Source organism: Bacillus sp. FJAT-29790, from assembly GCF_019039215.1.
In the GTDB taxonomy this organism is placed as follows: Bacteria; Bacillota; Bacilli; order Bacillales; family Cytobacillaceae; genus Cytobacillus.
Window position 1 is genome coordinate 3,063,440 of the sequence record NZ_JAHNZZ010000001.1, and the last position, 20,899, is coordinate 3,084,338.

Genomic DNA, 20,899 nt, shown 5'->3' on the forward strand with positions numbered 1-20,899 from the left:
ACAGGACTTTGAACTTACATTCTTGAATTTGCCCACGCACGAAGGAAATGCGATAGCATTTTCGAGGAGTCAAGTGCCCTCCGCTCCAATCAACTCAGATTATTAAATAAAAATCACATTATAAAAGCAACAAACGTTACGAAAACAGCCAAAATAAATATCCATTATAAGATATAATATTATACAAACTGACATCTAAAAAGGGACAGTTTTAAATAAACGAACATGTCAAAGGTGATCGTAAATGAAAAATACCATTTTTGCTTTTAAGGACAACCCCCCCAAATACAAACAAATCTACGAGCAGTTTAAATTATTTATTGAGCAGGGCGACATACTGGCTGATGACCCATTGCCCTCCATTCGTCGACTTGCAGACTCCCTTCAAGTAAGTCGCAATACGACATTAATGGCTTATGATCAACTTGTAGCTGAAGGCTATATTCGCGGAGAAGGGCGAAAAGGTTATTTTGTAAATGAACTAGAGCCGCTGATTTCCCAAGATGCGTTAATCCCTCTTAATAAAAAGCAAACAGAGTCGGTGACACCTGTCCTTATTGATTTCCGAGCAGGAGCCGTGGATCAAACACATTTCCCCTTAAAAATTTGGAGGAGAATGGCCAATCAAGTATTAACGTTACAGGAGAGCTTTCTATACGGGGAACCCTTTGGTGAAATGTGCCTACGTGAACAAATCGCCACATACTTACTCCAGTCTCGCGGGGTAAAAACAGATGCAAATGCCATTATTATCGGTAGCAGTACTCAACAAATGCTTATCCATCTTGGGCAAATACTAAAGGATGATTTCCCAAGCATTATTGTAGAGGACCCCGGGTACGATGGCGCTAGGGAGGCTTTTCAATTCCATCGTTTTACGCTTGAAACTTTACCAGTATATGAAGCAGGTGCTGACTTTTCACAATTAGAACAAATGAAATCACGATTAATCTATGTAACACCCTCCCATCACAGTCCGCTCGGAGTAAGCATGTCCATTCGACAACGGCAAACGCTTATTCATTGGGCTAACAAGGTACATGGGTATATGATCGAAGACGATTATGATAGTGAATTTCGGTATACACAACAACCATTTCCTGCACTCGCTTCCATTGATTCAGCAAAGGTTATTTATCTAGGGAATTTCTCAAAGTCCTTTCTTCCAGGAATCCGATTAAGCTATATGGTGTTGCCAGAGCCGCTTTTAAATCGATATAAAAATCAATTTCTTCATTTCGAGAGTACCACTTCACTTTTTAGCCAGCTCACAATGGCTAAATTTATGGAAGAAGGAGAATGGAATCGCCACATTAAACGCATGCGTCTTGTATATAAACGAAAAATGCAGCACTTAGTATCAGAATTAAAAAAACAATTCGACCAAAATATATCCATTATTGGCGAGCAATCTGGTTTGTACTTATTAGTCAAAGTACACCTAAGGCGTTCAGAAGAATGGCTAATTCAAAGAGCTTCTTCCTATGGTGTTAAAGTGTACCCTACCTCACTCTATTTCATTAAAAATTATTCCGATGAACCTATTATTAAACTTGGTTTTAGTAATCTTTCTTGCGATGAAATCCAGCAAGGTGTGAAGCTTTTGAAAAAGGCTTGGTTATAAAAAGCACTCCGTTAATGTCTAACAATTACGGGGCAGTTCTTTTGAGGGACGTGGGTGAGGGACGTGGTTCCTTTCCCCACGTCACAGTTTGATACTAGGGATTCCCAACCTTTTAAGACTATGATTCTTTATCGATTGGTGAGGTAAGGCCGTCATGATATACATCGAAATACAGTTGATCATTCGTCCCTTTTACAGCATAAAACACGTTAGAAGGATTCAATCCTCTTTTTGTCAGTTCATTCAATAGCCAATCTGTTGTCAGTCCATTTTCGAATAAGTTTTTCTCTAAAATTTTTTGTTCCATGATCAGCTCAACAGGAAATCGACTTCCCTTAGAAGTGAAAATAGAAAGGTCCTCTCTAGTCACAAAACGATATTGCGGTTTTTTTAAAATCGATAATTCTCCGTTCGGTTCAAGGACGGCATATTGTACTTCATGAAAATCAAAAACACCCTTTTGTCTTAACGCATGATTTAATGAATCGATCGTAAAGCGGTGTCCACGTAAGTTTTCTTCTAAAATCTTGCCGTTTTCAATCACAACAGTTGGGTTTCCTGATAACCATTTTCTCGCTTTTCTGCTTTTTAAGGAAAGGATTGTCATTGTAAGTGCAATTAAAAAGAAAGTAATCATTGCCGTAGCGACTTGCCAAGCTTCATTACGAATATTAAAGGCAAGATTGGCAGTAAAGGAGCCAAAAGTAACGGCTGCAATAAAAAGGTGGGATGTCATACGAGAAATCGTTTGTTTTCCAAGAAAATGGGCTATGAACATAAAAAGAATGAAGGCAAAAATTGTTCGAACAACAATTCCAAAAAATTCTGACATAGCTGGCTGCCCCCAAAAACATGTTTCTCGTAGTATAACCAAAAAGAAATGAATAACACGCTAAGATACGAAGGGACTACATTTTAGGAAAAATAAAAGGTTCGCCAACAACTAACTGGCCAAGGGCATCATACCAATAACGGGATGTTGTTCCATTAAAGGCCGATTAATTGAACCTACCCTAATATCACTATTGCAGAATCTGCATTCCTCAATTTTCCAACATAAAGTAAGTAGATTCGCTTAATTAAAAGGCACTCTCACCTCATACAAAGGTGCAAGAATCTTATTCATAAATGGGCTCATGTCTTTAAAGCAGCCTTAGATCTTATCATTCCAAGGCTGTTCAACATACTACTGTAACAGTAACTAACTTTTCTTAATCGCAATCATTCTAATTCGTTTATAATCAGCTTCCCATATACCATTTTTATATAAATCTGATTGTATCTTATTTTTTATTTTTCCGTAAATAACCATTTTTTCCTCATTAGAGAACTCAGGGAAAAAGTCATCCCCAAAACTAACTAACCAATGATTCAACCCCTTTTCTCCATCAGTCAGTGGAGTAGGTCTATCAAAATGATGAGCATATGAGACTCTAAATCCGTATTGTTCAAGAATGGTACTGTATTCCCCTATACTTGGAAAATACCAAGGGTTTCTTTCTGCTACATTTATTCCATATTCTTGAGAGAGTACCTCTGTTATTCCTCGGATAACAGTTTGAACATTTCCTTGTCCACCAAATTCAGCTACAAAGCGACCTCCTGGATGTAATGCTAGCTCAACCGATTCTACCACTTTGGCAGCTTGCTTCATCCAATGAAGGGCTGCATTCGAAAAAACAGCATCATATTTTTCATTTGTTCTAAATGTTTCTCCATTTTCAACAAAGAATGGGATTTGAGGATACTTTATACGTGCCTTCTCAATCATTTCTCCGGAGAAGTCAATTCCCGTCACAATCGCACCTGACTTAGAAATTTCGTATGTAAGATCTCCTGTTCCACAACCCAAATCAAGTATTTTCTCTCCCTTTAGTGGTTGAAGCAGCTCAACGACTCCTTTGCCAAAACTAGATACAAAGCTGAATTTATCATCGTACAAATTTGCATTCCAAACATTCACAGAACTCATGTAATAACACTCCCTTAATTTTAAAATTTTGTTATTTTTATCATAATCTATAAACAACTATTCGACTAAGATATATAATCTATTATATTGATAGCCACAGGCTATGGAGGGATATTATGGACATGAGGCTATTCGAGTATGCATTGGAAATATATAAAACAAAAAGCTTTACAAAAGCTGCTTCCCATCTTCATATTGCACAGCCATCTTTAAGTAAACAAATTGCAAAATTGGAACAGGAACTCGGTGTATATTTGTTTGATCGAAAGCCTGGTACAGTAGAACCAACTCTCGATGGTTTACGTTTTGTAAAACAAGCTGAGAAGATCTTACAAATGCGCGATGATCTAAGACGTGAGATCCTTGAACGAAAAGAAGGAATAAGAGGTGAATTAAAAATTGGCTCAACTGCTATTACAGGAGGACATATTTTGCCTTCACTTCTTAGAACCTATCAAGAACAGTATCCAAATGTCTGTATTCAACTAATTGAAGAAGCAACAGAAAGGCTAATAGATTTAACCGCGCGAGGATTAGTTGATATTTCTATACTGTCACTGCCCATAGAAGATTCTCGATTAACAACGAAAACAATGCTTACTGAGCCACTTTATCTCGTACTACCAAAAGAACCGAAACAATGGATGCCCGAAAAATTAAAACACATTATGTCTTCTCCTAAATTGTTCGAACAAATTGCCTTGCCTATTGAAGATTTTTCCCATTGTCCATTTATTTTATTGAAGCAAGGATACGGTTTTCGTCGCACAGTATTAGAATTATGTGCGAGAGGTAGATTTGAACCACAGATTACTTATGAAACAAGTAGCATTGAAACAGCTCAATCTCTTGCGGGACATGGTCTTGGTCTAACAGTAGTTCCCGAAATGATCGTTCGCCGGGATCCTCAGCAAACTTCCTTTACGTATATTAAATTAGATTCAAATCCTACCCGCACATTAGCGTTTACATATAACAAAGAACGCTATCTCAGTATGAACGCAAGAGCTTTGATAGAAATTTATGAAAAACAAAGCTAAGTCAAAATAAAAACTTCTGTTTACATCTAAATTAAGGTCAAGTAGACTAACCTCCAACTCTAGGCATACTGCTATTAATAATATAGGAACCATTCCTAGAAACTTTATATGGAGTGGCGGGTATGCTAGCCTTGTCGGCGAGCCAGATATTAAATAATAAAATCGCCCTTTTTAGTAGGCTGTTTTCGTAAAATTTGTTGCTTTTATAATGTGATTTTTATTTAATAATCTGAGTTGATTGGAGCGGAGGGCACTTGACTCCTCGAAAATGCTATCGCTTTTCCTTCGTGCGTGGGCAGATTCAAGGATGTAAATTCAGTATCCTGCGGGAATAGAGGGAGGCGGGAGACCCCGCAGGAGTAACGCCGAGGAGGCTCCCGTCACTCCCCGCGGAAAGCAAGTGCCCGCAGCGGAAATCAACGGGCAAAATTTGAAGGCTAAAACAACAATATACGAGAAAACAGCCTTTTAGTAAAATGAAGTTGACACACTACATTTCAGAAAGGGACGATTTTTATGAGCAATCAAACGATACTGCTGAAAGTTAAAACACGGAAATGGCAATTCCCCCAAATAATTTGATCATTTCTATGAATATGGTGAACATTTCATTTAGCAATAAACTTGATGAAGTTGTACCTTAAACAGTTTTTCTTTGGAAGTATAAATACCCTCCAAGGAAAAACAAAATAAAACTTCCCCCTACAACGCTTAATAATTGATCCCACGGAACAAAAAATACATCGTCTGTATTTCCACCTATATACATCATCGAAAAGGGTTGAGCCCAAGGATAATACGGTCCAAAACGCTCAGAGTTCACGGCTAATATTGAAGGTAATGTAAAGATAACATTAACAGCAAATGGCGCAGCAAAGCTTTTAAACAATATAGACATCCATAACTGTAAAGCGACTAATGGAAATGTCGCCACCCATCCACCAAAAATACTTTTCCGGACAATCTCTATTGGAAAAGGATCAATGAAACCTTTCATCATTGCCACTACATAAACGGCACCAAGATATAATAATTGTACAACCAATACGAGGATCATTAATATTACATATTTTGCGATAAATACTCTTCCTCTTGTTACAGGAGATGCTAACAGCTGTTTCCAGCCACCTGCTTGGTGTTCATATCTGCATATAACACTTGCTAGAACTCCTGTTATCAAAGGCAAAAATAGTAAAGCATATATTAAATTCATGGATAATAATGATAAATACCATTCATTAACTTCAACATCAATATTGGGGAAGTTGGGAGTTAACCCGATAAAAAGCCCAATAATTGGTCCGGCAAAAATAATGGACATAATCTTAGATTTTCGCAATTTAAACCATTCTGATTGCAAAATAGAGAGCATTTATTTCACATCCCTTCTCGTAAAATCCACCATTCCAACAATATATAATAAAATACCTGCTCCAATTCCAAGCATGACATTGATAATTGGCTCATTCCATTCGTTCATTAATAACGGCCACTTCCAAATCATCCAATCCGGCAAAGCAAAAGCTGAATAAGTGAAAATTACCCCTAAAATACCTGTGGTAATCGGAATCCCTTGATTTTGACTAACAGTCGCAATCCAGAGCTGTAATGCTAGTATAGGTAATGCGGCAAAATAAGGATAGAAGCTATATTTCAATAGCTCTAAATAAGGGATTTCCTCACCTAAATTTAAAAAAACACCATATGCAAGAGAAAACACCATTAAGAGCAACGAAGACACAAATAACAAACAGGTTAGAACTGTAAATTTAGATAAATACACACTCATTTTTGAAACAGGCAATGAAATCAACTGCTTCCATGCATTCGTTTCATTTTCTACACTTGCCATAAAGGAGGTTAAAATGGCAATCCCTAATACAAGAGCAAGTGGTGTAAAAGAACTTACATTCAATAAATAATAGCCCCAATCATCCTCACTTTGCTGTAATAAATAATCTTTTCTAACTCCATAGTTGACCATTTGTAATGCAACAACACCGAAGGGACCTAAAAAGGTTAGAAACCAAAATCCTTTTCGTTTCATTTTTAAAAAGTCGGCACTTAAAAGTCTTCCGATCATACTACTTTCTCCTCCATCGTCATTTGAAGGAAAATGTCTTCTAATGATCTTTTTTCCTCTTCAACACGATAAATCGAAAACCCATCTTGAACAAGAGTTTGAACGGCTTTTGCTACTTTTCTGTTTGAATGTTCAGACAATAAAATGATGTCATCTTGCCAATCCGCTTTTATTCCTTTCCTTAATAATGAGCACCAGGCTTGCTCACTATCGCTAACCTTTAATAAAACTTTTTGCTGCGCATACATGCGCAAAGCTTCGATGGAATCCTGAAAAATCATTTTTCCTTTCGTAACGATTCCTACTGTTGTCGCCATTTGGTCAATCTCTGTTAACAAATGACTCGAGATTAATATGGTCATCCCAGTTTCAGAAGGTAATCGTTTAATTAAATTTCGGATCTCAATAATGCCAGATGGGTCCAGTCCGTTTGTAGGTTCATCCAAGATTAGTAATTCAGGATTGTTTAATAGGGAAGCAGCAATTCCTAATCGTTGCTTCATTCCTAGTGAAAATCCTTTTACTTTTTTATTTGCCACGTCTGATAATCGAACAATCTCTAATACTTCGTGAATTCTCGTTTTTGAAACCCCTAAAATCTTCCTCAATGCTTCTAAATTCTCATAAGCAGTTAAATGAGGATAATAGGATGGGTTCTCTACTAGCGAACCCACTCTTTTTAATATGTTTATTCTCTCCTTTCTTAAATCCTTTTGAAAAATATGAATCGTGCCCGATGTTGATTTCATCAACCCTAAAAGCATACGGATCGTCGTTGTCTTCCCCGCACCATTAGGTCCTAAAAATCCGTATATTTCCCCTTTACGTATTTTCATATCCAACCCTGCTACAGCATTTTCTTTACCAAAACGTTTTGATAAATTTTCTGTTTGCACCACATATTCCATTTATCTCACCTCATCATCTATCATAGGAATAGAAGGTTAAAATTGGGTATGCAGAAAGGTTAAATTTTGTTTAAAAAAGGTGTATTCGAAAGGACGCTAAGGACCTTTTCAAATACACCTTTACTTGTATTTCTTTATTTTAATTGTTGTTCCATGTTCACTTGACTCAATATCCCAATCAAGCTTCATGCCCTTCACCATCATATCAACAATGGATAAGCCAATTCCTGCACCTGTTTCATTTGATTTATTTTTCATCCCTTTTCCTCGGTCTGAAATAACTATAGCATCATATCGATCTGTAGATTCCGTTTTCACACAAATATATTCTCCGCTTTTGGCATGACGTAACACATTTTGCAATAAATTATCTACTATACGTCCTAACCAAATTGGGTCAACCATCCATTTACTTTTTTCAAATGGGTGCAATTTGACTTCAATTTCAAATCCTTCTTTTTCAAAAACAGGATACCATAAAGCTAAGCATTCACGCACATAACGAGTAACGTCAATTTCCTTCGATTCAAATTTATATTTACTAGCCATTAGTAGAGTATAAGACATCAAATTTTCAATTAACCTGTCAATATTCACAACCGAGGCTTCTAACGCCTTTATCGCTTTTTTACCATCTTGTGATAAATCTTCTTTAGCAATTGAATAGGTTTGAGCCCTTATTATTGTTAAAGGTGTACGTAAATCATGAGAAAGACTGGCGATTAATTCCCGCCGTAATTGCTCCTCTTTCTGTTCACGTTGTTTACTTCCCCTGAGCTCAAATACCATTTGATTAAATGTTTTTTCAAGTTGTCCAATTTCATCCTTCTTTTTTACATTTATCTGGATTGGCAAACTATCAACATCCCGTATCTCCATCGCATCTTGCAATTGTAATAATCGTTTTCTAATGCCTCTAAAAAATAAAAAGGAGACTATAATAAATAAGAAGATGATAAAGATAACACCGAATAATAAAATCGTTCCATATTGATCATATACTTTTCTAAGTGGGGGCTTTAACATAGCTCTAGGAATCTCTAAAACAACAAAACCCTGAGATTCTTCTTTTCCGACAAACGCAATAACCGTAAAGGGGTCTCCTCCATAACGCTCTTTTATAAATTTTGCTGTAAAAGCAGGTGACCACGCGTAAGGAAGTTGCTCCCTTACGTCCACTTGCTTTATTAACATGCCATTTTCATCAACCCAGAACATCGATGCTTCATGATATTGATGTTTCCACTTTGAAAAATGTTGTTCTATTGTTTCGGACGTGAAATTTTTCACATTGTTTGCTTCAGCATGCCACTTTTCCTCTATTTCATTTAAATTTTCATTACCTTGAGATAGATTTCCATCTCCCATGTTTTTTACAACACCCGACATAAATATGGCAATAATTAAGTACGCAATTTGAACGAGAGAAATTGCTATTAGAATAATGAACATATACTTCGCCAATAAAGATCGGAAAAAATTCCTCATATTTTTACCCTATATCCGATTCCACGAATGGTTTCAATGATTGTTGGGGTTGCTGGGTTCTTTTCGATTTTTTCCCGTAAATAACGAATATGAACCATTAAAGTCTTATCTCCTTCGATATAACGCTCGCCCCAAACGCCCTCATATAGCTGCTCCTTTGTTAATATTTGGTTCAAGTGTCGAACAAAGTACTGAAATAAATGATACTGTTTTCCAGTTAATTGGATTTCAATACCTGTATCGTTGTCAACCATCCTTATATCTTTTGTATAAATGGTCAGATGTTGCAGTTCTAATATATCGTCATTCTTTTGATATCTCCTTAATAGCACCTCGACACGTGCTGCAAGCTCATCTGGATGAAAAGGTTTTGTTAAATAATCATCTGCAAAATTAAGACCCTCTATTTTATCCTCTACCGCGGTACGTGCGGAAAGCATCAAAATAGGTAAATCTCCATTTTCCTTTTTGATACGTTTTCCGATAGAGAAACCATCCAATCCTGGCAGCATTACATCCAAAATGACAATATCTACGGTTAATATATATTTTTCAACCCCTTCACCTGACTGTAGCCACGTTACCTCATATCCTCTTTCCGTTAGATCCTTTGTTACCCAACTGCCTATATCACTTTCGTCTTCTATATACAATATATGAACCATTTTTCTCCTCCCTATTTTAGGGCTTAACCATTCCTGCTTCCGTCTTTACAATTTCCCCTTTGTATAATTATACTTACGAGAAAGACTTGAATTATTTATATAACTTACTTTATTATCTTCAAATTTATCTGAAAAATAAAAAAATAACCTTTTAGGACATAATATCCCTAGAGGTTATTTTTATCAAACTTTGAAGTAATCCTTGTCAGAATCCCACTTTTAGGAAGACAAGTTGTTCCCTGAAAATCCTGCTTTTCTTCATGCTTTTTCTGGCCTTTTCTTCTTCACGGGAAACAAAAAAACGAGGAAAACTAGATGGATAATCCAATTTTCACTCGTTTTAGGGAACAACTCATTCAGCTATAACGTCTTTAATATACATATTCTATTTTATATACTCTTTAGCCAACATAATAGATATGTCTAATATATATCAGTGGTACCAATTAAAGCTGACTTGCAGCAGCCTCATCGATGATGATCGTTACATTTGCATGATTTTGAAGAACGGATGCTGGGCACTCTTGGCTGATAGGCCCTTTGATCATTTGTTTCACTGCTTCAGCCTTTGCTTCACCAAATGCCATCAACACGATTTGTTTGGCTGACATGATTGTGGCGATTCCCATTGAAATCGCGTGCGTCGGTACATCTTCTGCTTTTTCAAAGAAACGCTTATTCGCTTCAATTGTAGCTTCAGTTAGCTCTACAGCATGTGTCTTCACATCAAAAGATGTTCCAGGTTCGTTGAAGCCAATATGGGCGTTCGTTCCAAGCCCCAAAACCTGCAGATCAATCGGATTAGCTGCTATGATGTCTTCATATCTTTCACATTCGGCATCTAAATCCTGAGCCATCCCATTCGGCAAATAGGACTCCTTGAAATTCACCATATTGAAAAGCTCTTTCTGCATGAAGTAATTGTAGCTTTGTGAGTCGTTTACATCGAGGCCGATGTATTCATCTAAATTCACCGTTGTCACATCAGAAACATCCAAATCTTCTCCGCGCATTTTTTCGTATAGCTTTAGTGGTGTACTACCCGTTGCTAATCCGAGCGTTTTGATGCTGCCATTTTCCAAACCTGCTTTTACAATTTCAAATGCCTTTTCTGCCGCTTCTTCTTGGTTTTTCACTACGATTACATTCATTTATTTCTCTCCCTTTAAATTCCCTATTCCTTGTCGATATGTTTCTTTAACTTGGCACTGTTTATTCATAATCATGAGCTCTGCATCTTATCCAGATGGGAGCAAATTTACTTTCTTTGTATTTGGCTCTGTAAATATTGCCTGTTGATTTCCGCTCCAGGCGCTCGCTTTCCGCGGACGATCCGGGAGCCTCCTCGGCGCTATCGGGCCTGCGGGGTCTCCCTTTGACTCGCTATTCCCATAGGAGTCTCGCGCCTTCCGCTCCATTCAACAAAGTGCAAATATCAACATTGAGCTTTAACATAGCATTGTATTTAAATACCAAATGGTCACCTAACATGATCCTAATCGTATTTCTTACTCCACAGTAACTGATTTTGCTAAATTTCTTGGCTTGTCAACGTCACAGTCACGGTGCACAGCTGCATAGTAAGAAATGAATTGTAACGGAATGACAGAGATAAGAGGTGTCAATAGCTCATGCACTTCTGGGATGATTAGACTGTCTTCTTCTGCTTCCAGCCCTTTCATCGAGATGATGCACGTGTTGGCTCCACGCGCAGCGACTTCTTTGACGTTGCCACGGATGCTTAAGTTCACACTGTCTTGTGTTGCCAAGGCAATAACCGGGGTGCCTTCTTCGATTAAAGCAATCGTACCGTGCTTTAGTTCGCCACCAGCAAATCCTTCCGCCTGAATATAAGAGATTTCTTTTAGTTTAAGTGCCCCCTCGAGGCCAACATAGAAATCAATGCCGCGGCCAATAAAGAAGGCGTTGCGTGTTACTGTTAAAAACTCACGAGCAATTCCTTCAAATTCTGCTTTTTCATCACAAAGTACTTCCATTGCGTTGGCGATTATCCCCAGCTCATGGACAAGGTCAAAATCAAGTTCGCTGTCACGGCTCTTTGCAATTACTTCAGCTAGGATCGACAAAACAGCCAGCTGTGCTGTATATGCTTTCGTAGAAGCAACAGCAATTTCCGGCCCAGCATAAAGCAATAGTGTGTAATCCGCTTCACGTGACAAAGTAGAGCCCTGAACGTTCGTAATCGTTATCGCTTTATATCCCATTTCCTTTACTTGTACAAGGACTGCCCGACTATCGGCTGTTTCTCCACTCTGCGAAAGGAAAATGAACAATGGCTTTTTAGATAATAGTGGCATATTATAGCCAAACTCACTGGCAATATGGACTTCAACTGGAATTTGAGCCATCGTTTCGATGAATTGCTTTCCAACAAGTCCCGCATGATAAGAAGTGCCTGCGGCAACAACATAAATCCGGTCTGCACCATTCATCGCATCAATGATTTCCCGGTCGATTGTTAAATCTCCCAGCTCATTTTGATATTGTTGAATAATTTTGCGCATGACTAATGGCTGCTCGTCGATTTCTTTTAGCATATAGTGCGGATAAGTGCCTTTTTCAATATCACTCGCATCCAATTCTGCTGTATATGGATCGCGGGTAATAATCTCACCATTTAGTTTTTTGATCGTTACGGCACTTTTTGTAACAATAACGATCTCCTTATCCATTAGCTCAACGTATTGATCTGTTACCTGAAGCATTGCCATCGCATCTGAAGCGACAACATTGAACGTTTCACCCAATCCGACTAGGAGTGGACTTTTATTTTTTGCAACAAAAATAGTTTCATTATTTTCTTGATCTAAAAGAGCAATTGCATAAGAACCTTTTAGAAGCTTCAGCGTTTTCCGAAACGCTTCTTCAGTCGTAAATCCATCATTCACAATCAGTTCAATTAGCTGAACGATGATTTCTGTATCTGTATCGCTTTGCAAAGATACTTCCTGCAAGTATTCACGCTTTAAGATTTCATAGTTTTCGATTACACCATTATGAACTAGAGTAAAACGACCAGTTGCACTTTGATGTGGATGAGCATTCGTTCTGCTTGGCACTCCATGAGTTGCCCAGCGTGTATGACCAATTCCTGTGTTCGCAAAGATATCCCTATCAACAATATTGCGTAAATCAGCGATACGGCCCTTTTCTTTAAAGACATGCACACCGTTTTCGTTCATAACAGCGATGCCGGCTGAATCATAGCCTCTATATTCAAGTTTTTCCAAACCTTTTAGCAAAATTTCTTTCGAATCATTATTTCCAATATAACCGACAATACCGCACATACTTCTTTTCCTCCCAAATGAAGGGGCAAGAAGGCGTAGGGACAATCTTGCCCCTTACTCTATTACTCGTATGATGTCAGACCATCGGGGTCCGACTTTGATCAAATTCGTTCTTGGCGATCTGCGCCCAGATTTTTACCTTAGCTTTCTCGATAAATTCCTTTAAAAAATCTGAGGCATCCGCCGGAGGCTTAACTTTATTCAGCCGGGGTTTGAACCCCCATTGAATTGGATACCTGTTTGCATCCTCTCGCCACTTAAATGGTTTAGAGACTTCTGCTGAAAAAAGTTAAATATATTTTCTAAGATTAGCATTCCCTTCCCTTTGTCCATCAAGTTGCCTCAATGTTTTAAAGAAGGAATAACGGTTTGCTTTTTAACCGGGAGGTATCCGCCGAAACTTCGATAAACCTCCTCCTCGTCAACTAATCCAATTCCGTTCAAGGATTAGTTCAGGCGCTTTTATAACCATATTAAAGAGTACTCTGCCCACCTTTCATTTCATTTTTGAAATCAAGAATTTGTAAAAAGGATCTACAAATCAGGATTATCATACAACAGGAAAAAACCTCCGTCAACTAAAAACCTAAGGTCGTATTTTCCCTTTACAATAAAAATATGCATAAGAGAGCGTAACCGTTCCCTTATGCATACCTTGTTTTATTCTTATTTTATTCTTCTTTTAATCCCATTTCTTCTTCTACGATAGCTGCTATTCGGTCTACATAAGCACTGCATAGTTCCTCTGTCGGGGCTTCTGCCATTACACGAACAAGAGGCTCCGTTCCGGATGGGCGGACCAAGATTCGTCCATTCCCATTCATCTCATCTTCTACCTGTGAAATAACCGCACTTACTTTTTCATTATCTGTTACATGATGCTTGTCCGTTACACGGATATTTACAAGCTTTTGCGGGAATTTTTTCATTTCCTTAGCCAGCTCTGATAATGGTTTTTTAGTCATTTTCATAATATGAACGAGTTGAAGGCCAGTTAGCAGTCCATCCCCTGTTGTAATGTAATCAAGGAAAATAATATGACCTGATTGTTCCCCGCCAAGATTATAGCCGTTCTTCTTCATCTCTTCGACGACATAACGGTCGCCAACTGCCGTTTGGATGCTCTCGATGCCATTTGCTTCCAACGCTTTATAAAAACCAAGATTACTCATGACTGTCGATACGACAGTACCATGCTTCAATCTGCCTTGTTCTTTTAAGTATTTCCCACAGATGTACATGATTTGATCCCCATCAACGATGTCACCATTCTCATCAATCGCGATCAGACGGTCACCATCTCCATCAAATGCTAATCCAACATCTGCATTCTTTTCTTTTAAAAAGGTAGCTAAAGACTCAGGGTGGGTTGAGCCCACGCCTTCATTAATATTTAATCCATTCGGAGATGCCCCAATCATAGATAAATCGGCATCCAAATCAGCAAACAGGTGGGAAGCCAAAGCGGATGTTGCACCATGAGCGCAATCCAAGGCAATATGTATACCAGAGAAATCCTCATCGACGGTTTGCTTCAAATATTGAAGATACTTTTGCCCGCCTTCAAAATAGTCATTCACTTGTCCAAGAGCTGATCCAACTGGTCTTGGAAGTTGATCTTCTTCCATATCAATTAAGCTTTCGATCTCTAGTTCCTGTTCATCAGAGAGCTTAAATCCATCCGGGCCAAAAAATTTAATTCCGTTGTCTGCCACTGGATTATGGGATGCAGAGATCATGACTCCTGCTTCCGCACCAAGTGCTTTTGTTAAATATGCAACACCTGGTGTTGAGATCACACCTAGCCGCATGACCTCCGCTCCAATAGATAAAAGTCCTGCAACAAGAGCCCCTTCGAGCATATGGCCAGAAATTCGAGTGTCACGGCCAATCAATACCTTCGGGCGGCTTTTATCTTTGGTAAGTACATATCCGCCTAATCGGCCTAATTTAAAAGCTAACTCTGGCGTTAGTTCGCTATTAGCAACCCCACGTACTCCATCCGTACCAAAATATTTACCCATTTTTATATTCGCTCCTTCTTATAAAGTAAAATATCCTTTTTCGCAGCACAGGACTGCCAGTGTAGATATGACATTGATGCCACCATGATCAAATTCGCCTTGGCGTATTTGAGCCCAGATTTTTATCTTAGCTTGCTCGATTTATTCCTTAAAAAATCTGAGGCATCTGCTTCAGTAAATAGCTATCTGCAAACAAATAATTACTGTTATAAAGCTTCTTTTGGAGTAATCGATATGCTTGCTGTCTCTGTTGCCAGCTTCCAATTTACATTATCTGGGCCATTAACCTTAATCATTACCTCATGATCGCCTTCGCCTAAACTAGATAGGTCAAGAAATAGATTAAAATCACCTGCATTTATTTGTTGGACAATATCGCTATTTCCGGTAACTGTCAGGCTAGCCTTTCCGTTCGATGGGGCGTTAAGAGACGCCTCAAAATCATTGGATAAACCGGACAAATGGATAGGGAGATTGGATAAAGTTTTGTTTTCAACTTTTCCCTTTTCTTGCTCCGTATCCGTTTGGGTGGAGGAGGCGGATATCGTGGCCCGAACTGTTTTGGGATTCACTTCATTTATCCCCTCTGCAATAATCACAGGCAGCGTAAGGACCGTATCGCCATTAATCCGACTAACATCCACTTCTACCCTGACATTATCCGTCTGATCTAAAACCTCTTGACGGCCGGCTATTTTCACTTCTTTCACATCTAAGGAAATAGAGTTAATTGTAATTCCATTCGGTGGGCTGCCTGTTTCGATCAAATTAATTGGCACCGTTTTATTTATCCTTTTGACAGGAATAATTACTGCAATGGTTGCCGGTTCAACAACCACATCTAATTTATTCATATCCTGATCTAATACGCGGATGTTAGCTTCATTTCTAACTGTGCTTCTAACTGGTCCTTTAATATCTACTGTTGCTTTAACAAAACTGATTCTGTCAATTACATCTTTCGCACCTGTAATTTTTACTTTATTCGGCTTCGCTTCAGGCGACTCGGAAATATAGCCATCTTCAAGTAATGCTTTATTGAATTCTGCCTCCACTTTAAATTCCTTTGTCACCTTCTCTTGAATACTGACATTTGCATAGGCAGGTTCAATTGTCACTTTAAGCTTATCTGATATGTTTCTAATTTTGATTGGAACTCTTTTCGTTCCCAGCTCTGCACCAGACAGATCAATATAAACCTCGAAGTTCCTTTGCGTTTTGACGGGCTGAAGGTGGCTTTTTGGACCATTAATTGATAGCTTTACCGTTTCTGGAACACCCGAAATGACGAGATTTTCTGTATCATAATAGCTTTTCACAGGGATATCTGAAAGAATTTCTGTATCTTGCTCTCCTGGAACATTTATATTAGTTATATCTTTATCCGGATTATAAACAGAACCAAAAAATAGCAGTGCAAGAATCAACGCAACAATTTTCATAAACCAGCGCGTATCAACAAGCTTGTTAATCCATTTATCCATTTTTCTTTCCCCTCCAGTTCCAACGAGCTGAAGAAGCCTGCTTCTCCTTGTTTTGAGACAATAATTCATTCGAAAGCAGTTCGGTAAACGCTTCAGATTTTAGATTCCGATGCAATTCTCCGTTTTTTGTTAAAGAAACACTACCTGTTTCTTCTGAAACAACGACAGTTACACTATCTGTCACTTCACTTATTCCCAATGCAGCTCGATGTCTTGTTCCAAGCTCTTTCGATATAAATGGGCTTTCTGATAATGGGAGATAGCACGCAGCTGCTGCAACCGTATTTTTTTGAATAATAACAGCCCCGTCATGTAAAGGCGTATTCGGAATAAATATATTTATCAGTAATTCCGAAGAAATTTTCGAATCAAGCTGAGTGCCTGTTTCGATATAATCTCCCATTCCTGTTTCCCGTTCGATGGAAATAAGCGCTCCAATCCGACGTTTGGCCATATAGTCTACGGCCTTTACAATCGATTCGACTAGCTTTTCCTGATCATCTACCTCTTGAGCATTACCCCTTGAGAAAAAACGTCCACGCCCCAATTGTTCAAGGGCCCTTCTTATCTCAGGCTGGAAAACAATAATGACGGCTAAAAATCCCCAGTTAAGTACTTGCTGCATCATCCATCCTAATGCCTGCAGGTGAAATTTATCACTGATAATTTTTACTAGGAGGATAACAAAGATTCCTTTTAACAATTGAACAGCTTTCGTCCCCCGTACAATCATAATAAGTTTAAAGATGACATACCAAACAAGGAGAATGTCAACAGTATTAGCCAATAATTTCATAATAGAAAAATCTGTAAACGACATTGTCCTTCCTCCAAAGTTATATAGTCAAAAAATTCCGCATTACAATGCGTAGATTGTTATCCTGTATAAGGCGTTCCCTTCCGAATTAGGCAGATTTCTAACCGGAAGGCGCTGTTAAACTGTATTTATGTATGGCTGTTTTCTAAATGATTGTTGTTTCTATAGGTTTAGTATGACGTTGATTGGAGCGGAAGGTGCGAGACTCCTGCGTGAGCAGCGGGAAGGTGAGACCCAACAGGCGCAGAGCGCCGAGGAGGCTCACCGCCCGCCCCGCGGAAAGCGAGCATCCTGAAGCGGAAATCAACTACATCTCTTTTTGTTTAAATAGCAACAAAGTTTACGAAAACAGCCTTATGTATAAACAAAGCCATTTTCAAAACATTATAGGTAACTTCCATATTATATCATAAGTATTTGCAATACCAATCTAATAACTAGGCGTCCTTTATTAAAGATAACAGAACCCTGCCTCCTAGCAGGGTCCGTTCCTTATCACCTATTTTACTTCTTCACAGTCTCTGGTTCGCTGTCATCGAACACATAAATAACTTCTTTAGCCGTCTTTTTGATGTGATACCACATCCAATCAAATACGGCATTCACCTCTTTAATCTCACCTGTTACTTGACCAGCGGAAGCCATGTACTTTTCTCCATTGATAACAGTAACGTTGCCATCGACCTGGCCCTCTATTTTCAACTTACCATTTTTTACAATGACGTCACCTTTGACGATTTCCCCTTCTGGAACGATCACAGTATCATTTTGCACGACAAGATTCGGCTGTTTTGAGACAGAAAACTCTCGATTCTGGTCCCATGAAGAAAAGAAACCTCCCATCATTAGTACGAAGAACATGGAAGCGGCAGTGAGTAGCGGATGCTGCCTTATCCAACGTTGAATGCCTGCTTTACGCTTTTCTTTAGGCAATTTGGCCATAACATTCGCAGTAAAGTTAGACGGTGCCTGAATATGTGAAGTACTACGAACAAGAGCAATTGCTTTTCTTAACTCATGGAAATATGTTTGACAATCCTCGCAGTTTTGTAAGTGTGCTCTTAATTCTCTTTCATGTTCGGCTGAGATCTCTTCATCTAAATATTCATGCATATAAAGAATGATTTCTACTGGACACTTCAAAGTTCTCACCCTCTTATATTATACATATCGTAATTGGGTTCTTAATGCTTCTCTACCCCGATGGATTCTTGTTTTTACCGTTCCGAGCGGAATATCTAATATCTCGCTTATTTCATTTAATGATAGTTCATCAATATATTTTAAAACAATGACGGTACGGTATTTTTCCGGCAGTTTGGATATTTCCCTCTGAATCGTTTCCTGAAGCTCTAAGCTTTCTACATCATCTTCCGGAGGTCTTGTATTGGAAGCAATTTGTGAGTACATTGTTAACCCCTCTGTTCCAGCCACTTCCGCATCCAAGAAATAATCGGGTTTCTTCTTTCTAATTCTATCGATGCAAAGATTGGTCGCAATGCGATAAAGCCATGAGGAGAATTTCAAATTTATATTAAAGCTGTGAATATTCACATAAGCCCTTAAAAAGGCTTCCTGTGCCATGTCCTCAGCTTCATGTCTATTTCCAAGCATTCTGTAGCAAATTTGAAATACCTTTTCTCTGTATATTTCAACCACTTCAGCGTACGCATCTTGATCTCCTTTTAAAACCTGCTTGATCCTTTTCTTTACGATTGTCTCCATTTTTTACCTCCGCTCTAGTGCGGCTAATCGATATTACGAATCGATAGCGGAAAAGGTTTCATTTTTATAAAAATACTCAATCTCTATATTAACAAATTTACACTTACAAAGTTTAATCTTTTTTAAAAATGGAAATAAAAGCACTAAATACAGCAGAAAAGGAGTGGTCTAATGTGCGAATGTAATTTATTAAGAAACATAGAAATTTGCCGGAAAGAGATGATAGACTTGGCTGCCCATACTTCATTGTCAAACCGGCAAGTAGTAGATATGAGCACAAAATTAGACGGACTTCTGAATACATACATCAATTTAACCTCAAAAAACAAGCAGGAACTTCAATAAAAGTTCCTGCTTGTTTTTTGAGGCTGTTTTTTCGTATATATTGTTGTTTTAGCCTTCAAAGTTTGCCCGTTGATTTCCGCTGCGGGCACTTGCTTTCCGCGGGGAGTGACGGGAGCCTCCTCGGCGTTACCGCCTGTGGGGTCTCCCGTTCCCTCTATTCCCACAGGAGTCAAGTGCCCTCCGCTCCAATCAACTCAGATTATTAAATAAAAATCATATTATAAAAGCAACAAATTTTACGAAACTGCCTTTTTATATAATGGTAGAGGTCATTAAAGAAGTTTTTCTCCGAATAGTGATCCCATTAACGCTACAGCAACGGTTGCAGTTTTATTTTGATCATCGAGGATCGGATTCACTTCTACAAATTCAGCTGATGTGATGATCTTAGCCTCCGCTAACATTTCCATCGCTAAATGGCTTTCACGGTAGCTAATGCCCCCAATAACTGGAGTTCCTACCCCAGGTGCATCATGCGGGTCTAAGCCATCTAAATCTAAAGAAAGATGAACACCATCTGTTTTTTCTTTTAAATAGGCAATTGTCTCCTCCATCACTCTAGTCATGCCCAAACGGTCAATCTCGTGCATCGTATAGACTTTAATGCCTTGCTCCTTAATAAGTTCCCTTTCTCCTTCGTCCAATGAGCGTGCACCAATAATTACGATATTTTCCGGCTTCACTTTTGGAGCATATCCTCCAACATTTGTTAATAGTGGATGACCCAATCCAAGGCTCACTGCCAGCGGCATCCCATGGATATTACCGGTTGGGGATGTTTCAGCTGTATTTAAATCGCCATGGGCATCATACCAGATGACGCCTAAATTCTGATAATGTTTAGATACTCCAGCCAATGTTCCAATGGCAATGCTATGGTCGCCACCGAGAACCAACGGAAATGAATTTGCTTCAACTGCTCGATCTACTTCCTTGGCAAGCATCTCCGTTTTTTCAGCGATTAAATGCAGATTCCTTAGATTGGATTCCGGATCAACTTCAACTTCCGGTCTTCCGATAGCAATATCTCCGTAATCGTTAACCTCATCAAATACCTTCCTTAACCGCTCCGTTACCCCAGCGTACCGGATCGCACTTGGCCCCATATCTACCCCACGTCTCATTTGTCCTAAATCCATTGGCATTCCAATTATGGCAAGCTTTTTCATAAAATAATCCTCCTTCATCCCTGTTTCCAATACTATTTATACTTTTATTTTAACCGTTTTCAGAGGGATGACTCAACTCGACAAAATTCTGTATATATATGCGTTTTCAGCTCAATATTGCGGATTTTTTAGTACTAAAAAAGACCTTAGGAATTGTGTCCCTAAAGTCTTTTTATTTATGATGAGCCATGCAGGATTCGAACCTGCGACCCTCTGATTAAAAGTCAGATGCTCTACCGACTGA

At 38.7% G+C, this 20,899-nt stretch carries 18 protein-coding genes and 1 tRNA gene; 3 read left to right on the plus strand and 16 right to left on the minus strand.

What is annotated here, in order from left to right:
• The first annotated feature begins 244 nt into the window (after positions 1-244).
• Complete coding sequence (pdxR, locus tag BGM26_RS14525; RefSeq protein WP_217040472.1) at positions 245-1,624, plus strand: MocR-like pyridoxine biosynthesis transcription factor PdxR; 1,380 nt, start codon at positions 245-247, stop codon at positions 1,622-1,624.
• Between the two features lie 118 nt (positions 1,625-1,742).
• Here pdxR and BGM26_RS14530 read toward each other — a convergent pair whose 3' ends face one another.
• On the minus strand, positions 1,743-2,456 hold the full coding sequence (locus BGM26_RS14530) for a DUF421 domain-containing protein (protein ID WP_217040473.1): 714 nt from the start codon (positions 2,454-2,456) through the stop codon (positions 1,743-1,745).
• 369 nt (positions 2,457-2,825) lie between these two features.
• The gene (locus BGM26_RS14535) at positions 2,826-3,596 is read right to left on the minus strand and encodes a class I SAM-dependent methyltransferase (protein WP_217040474.1); all 771 of its coding nucleotides are present in this window, start codon (positions 3,594-3,596) and stop codon (positions 2,826-2,828) included.
• A gap of 116 nt (positions 3,597-3,712) precedes the next feature.
• Between BGM26_RS14535 and BGM26_RS14540 the strand changes: the two genes are divergently transcribed.
• Positions 3,713-4,636 carry a LysR family transcriptional regulator gene (locus tag BGM26_RS14540; RefSeq protein WP_217040475.1) on the plus strand — a complete coding sequence of 308 codons (924 nt, stop codon included), beginning with the start codon at positions 3,713-3,715 and terminating at the stop codon, positions 4,634-4,636.
• Positions 4,637-5,276: 640 nt separating this feature from the next.
• Here BGM26_RS14540 and BGM26_RS14545 read toward each other — a convergent pair.
• The 12 genes from BGM26_RS14545 to sigW all read right to left on the minus strand — a co-directional run bounded on the left by BGM26_RS14545 (position 5,277) and on the right by sigW (position 19,141).
• Positions 5,277-6,008, minus strand: a complete 732-nt coding sequence (locus tag BGM26_RS14545; RefSeq protein ID WP_217040476.1) for an ABC transporter permease — start codon at positions 6,006-6,008, stop codon at positions 5,277-5,279.
• Positions 6,009-6,719: an ABC transporter permease gene (locus BGM26_RS14550; protein ID WP_217040477.1), complete on the minus strand. Its 711-nt coding sequence runs from the start codon at positions 6,717-6,719 to the stop codon at positions 6,009-6,011.
• Positions 6,716-7,627, minus strand: a complete 912-nt coding sequence (locus BGM26_RS14555) for an ABC transporter ATP-binding protein (RefSeq protein ID WP_217040478.1) — start codon at positions 7,625-7,627, stop codon at positions 6,716-6,718. Before BGM26_RS14555 ends, BGM26_RS14550 begins: the two co-directional genes overlap by 4 nt.
• A gap of 120 nt (positions 7,628-7,747) precedes the next feature.
• On the minus strand, positions 7,748-9,115 hold the full coding sequence (locus BGM26_RS14560; protein WP_217040479.1) for a sensor histidine kinase: 1,368 nt from the start codon (positions 9,113-9,115) through the stop codon (positions 7,748-7,750).
• On the minus strand, positions 9,112-9,780 hold the full coding sequence (locus tag BGM26_RS14565; protein ID WP_217040480.1) for a response regulator transcription factor: 669 nt from the start codon (positions 9,778-9,780) through the stop codon (positions 9,112-9,114). Before BGM26_RS14565 ends, BGM26_RS14560 begins: the two co-directional genes overlap by 4 nt.
• A gap of 446 nt (positions 9,781-10,226) precedes the next feature.
• Positions 10,227-10,931, minus strand: a complete 705-nt coding sequence (gene nagB, locus BGM26_RS14570; protein WP_217040481.1) for a glucosamine-6-phosphate deaminase — start codon at positions 10,929-10,931, stop codon at positions 10,227-10,229.
• 357 nt (positions 10,932-11,288) lie between these two features.
• On the minus strand, positions 11,289-13,091 hold the full coding sequence (glmS, locus tag BGM26_RS14575) for a glutamine--fructose-6-phosphate transaminase (isomerizing) (protein ID WP_217040482.1): 1,803 nt from the start codon (positions 13,089-13,091) through the stop codon (positions 11,289-11,291).
• A gap of 671 nt (positions 13,092-13,762) precedes the next feature.
• Positions 13,763-15,115, minus strand: coding sequence for a phosphoglucosamine mutase (gene glmM, locus BGM26_RS14580; RefSeq protein WP_217040483.1), 1,353 nt, complete (start codon positions 15,113-15,115; stop codon positions 13,763-13,765).
• 206 nt (positions 15,116-15,321) lie between these two features.
• Positions 15,322-16,599 (minus strand): CdaR family protein, encoded by a 1,278-nt coding sequence (locus BGM26_RS14585; protein ID WP_217040484.1) that lies wholly within the window; start codon positions 16,597-16,599, stop codon positions 15,322-15,324.
• Positions 16,592-17,419, minus strand: coding sequence for a diadenylate cyclase CdaA (cdaA, locus tag BGM26_RS14590; protein ID WP_217040485.1), 828 nt, complete (start codon positions 17,417-17,419; stop codon positions 16,592-16,594). The genes BGM26_RS14585 and cdaA overlap by 8 nt, the downstream gene beginning before the upstream one ends.
• A gap of 501 nt (positions 17,420-17,920) precedes the next feature.
• Complete coding sequence (locus BGM26_RS14595) at positions 17,921-18,559, minus strand: anti-sigma factor family protein (protein WP_217040486.1); 639 nt, start codon at positions 18,557-18,559, stop codon at positions 17,921-17,923.
• A gap of 18 nt (positions 18,560-18,577) precedes the next feature.
• Positions 18,578-19,141: an RNA polymerase sigma factor SigW gene (gene sigW / locus BGM26_RS14600; RefSeq protein ID WP_217040487.1), complete on the minus strand. Its 564-nt coding sequence runs from the start codon at positions 19,139-19,141 to the stop codon at positions 18,578-18,580.
• A gap of 171 nt (positions 19,142-19,312) precedes the next feature.
• Here sigW and BGM26_RS14605 point away from each other — a divergent pair, with 171 nt between their 5' ends.
• Positions 19,313-19,486 carry an aspartyl-phosphate phosphatase Spo0E family protein gene (locus tag BGM26_RS14605; RefSeq protein ID WP_217040488.1) on the plus strand — a complete coding sequence of 58 codons (174 nt, stop codon included), beginning with the start codon at positions 19,313-19,315 and terminating at the stop codon, positions 19,484-19,486.
• A gap of 272 nt (positions 19,487-19,758) precedes the next feature.
• Here BGM26_RS14605 and rocF read toward each other — a convergent pair whose 3' ends face one another.
• Both rocF and BGM26_RS14615 read right to left on the minus strand, forming a co-directional pair.
• Positions 19,759-20,655 carry an arginase gene (gene rocF / locus BGM26_RS14610; RefSeq protein ID WP_217040489.1) on the minus strand — a complete coding sequence of 299 codons (897 nt, stop codon included), beginning with the start codon at positions 20,653-20,655 and terminating at the stop codon, positions 19,759-19,761.
• 185 nt (positions 20,656-20,840) lie between these two features.
• Positions 20,841-20,899, minus strand: a tRNA-Lys gene (locus BGM26_RS14615).

Excerpts from the sequence above, each read along its gene's own strand:
- BGM26_RS14585 (WP_217040484.1), bottom strand. The coding sequence starts at position 16,599 with ATGGATAAATGGATTAACAAGCTTGTTGATACGCGCTGGTTTATGAAA.
- BGM26_RS14560 (WP_217040479.1), bottom strand. The coding sequence starts at position 9,115 with ATGAGGAATTTTTTCCGATCTTTATTGGCGAAGTATATGTTCATTATT.
- BGM26_RS14550 (WP_217040477.1), bottom strand. The coding sequence starts at position 6,719 with ATGATCGGAAGACTTTTAAGTGCCGACTTTTTAAAAATGAAACGAAAA.
- cdaA (WP_217040485.1), bottom strand. The coding sequence starts at position 17,419 with ATGTCGTTTACAGATTTTTCTATTATGAAATTATTGGCTAATACTGTT.
- nagB (WP_217040481.1), bottom strand. The coding sequence starts at position 10,931 with ATGAATGTAATCGTAGTGAAAAACCAAGAAGAAGCGGCAGAAAAGGCA.
- glmM (WP_217040483.1), bottom strand. The coding sequence starts at position 15,115 with ATGGGTAAATATTTTGGTACGGATGGAGTACGTGGGGTTGCTAATAGC.
- BGM26_RS14565 (WP_217040480.1), bottom strand. The coding sequence starts at position 9,780 with ATGGTTCATATATTGTATATAGAAGACGAAAGTGATATAGGCAGTTGG.
- sigW (WP_217040487.1), bottom strand. The coding sequence starts at position 19,141 with ATGGAGACAATCGTAAAGAAAAGGATCAAGCAGGTTTTAAAAGGAGAT.
- BGM26_RS14530 (WP_217040473.1), bottom strand. The coding sequence starts at position 2,456 with ATGTCAGAATTTTTTGGAATTGTTGTTCGAACAATTTTTGCCTTCATT.
- BGM26_RS14535 (WP_217040474.1), bottom strand. The coding sequence starts at position 3,596 with ATGAGTTCTGTGAATGTTTGGAATGCAAATTTGTACGATGATAAATTC.
- glmS (WP_217040482.1), bottom strand. The coding sequence starts at position 13,091 with ATGTGCGGTATTGTCGGTTATATTGGAAATAATGATTCGAAAGAAATT.
- BGM26_RS14605 (WP_217040488.1), top strand. The coding sequence starts at position 19,313 with ATGTGCGAATGTAATTTATTAAGAAACATAGAAATTTGCCGGAAAGAG.
- rocF (WP_217040489.1), bottom strand. The coding sequence starts at position 20,655 with ATGAAAAAGCTTGCCATAATTGGAATGCCAATGGATTTAGGACAAATG.
- BGM26_RS14540 (WP_217040475.1), top strand. The coding sequence starts at position 3,713 with ATGGACATGAGGCTATTCGAGTATGCATTGGAAATATATAAAACAAAA.
- BGM26_RS14555 (WP_217040478.1), bottom strand. The coding sequence starts at position 7,627 with ATGGAATATGTGGTGCAAACAGAAAATTTATCAAAACGTTTTGGTAAA.
- BGM26_RS14545 (WP_217040476.1), bottom strand. The coding sequence starts at position 6,008 with ATGCTCTCTATTTTGCAATCAGAATGGTTTAAATTGCGAAAATCTAAG.
- pdxR (WP_217040472.1), top strand. The coding sequence starts at position 245 with ATGAAAAATACCATTTTTGCTTTTAAGGACAACCCCCCCAAATACAAA.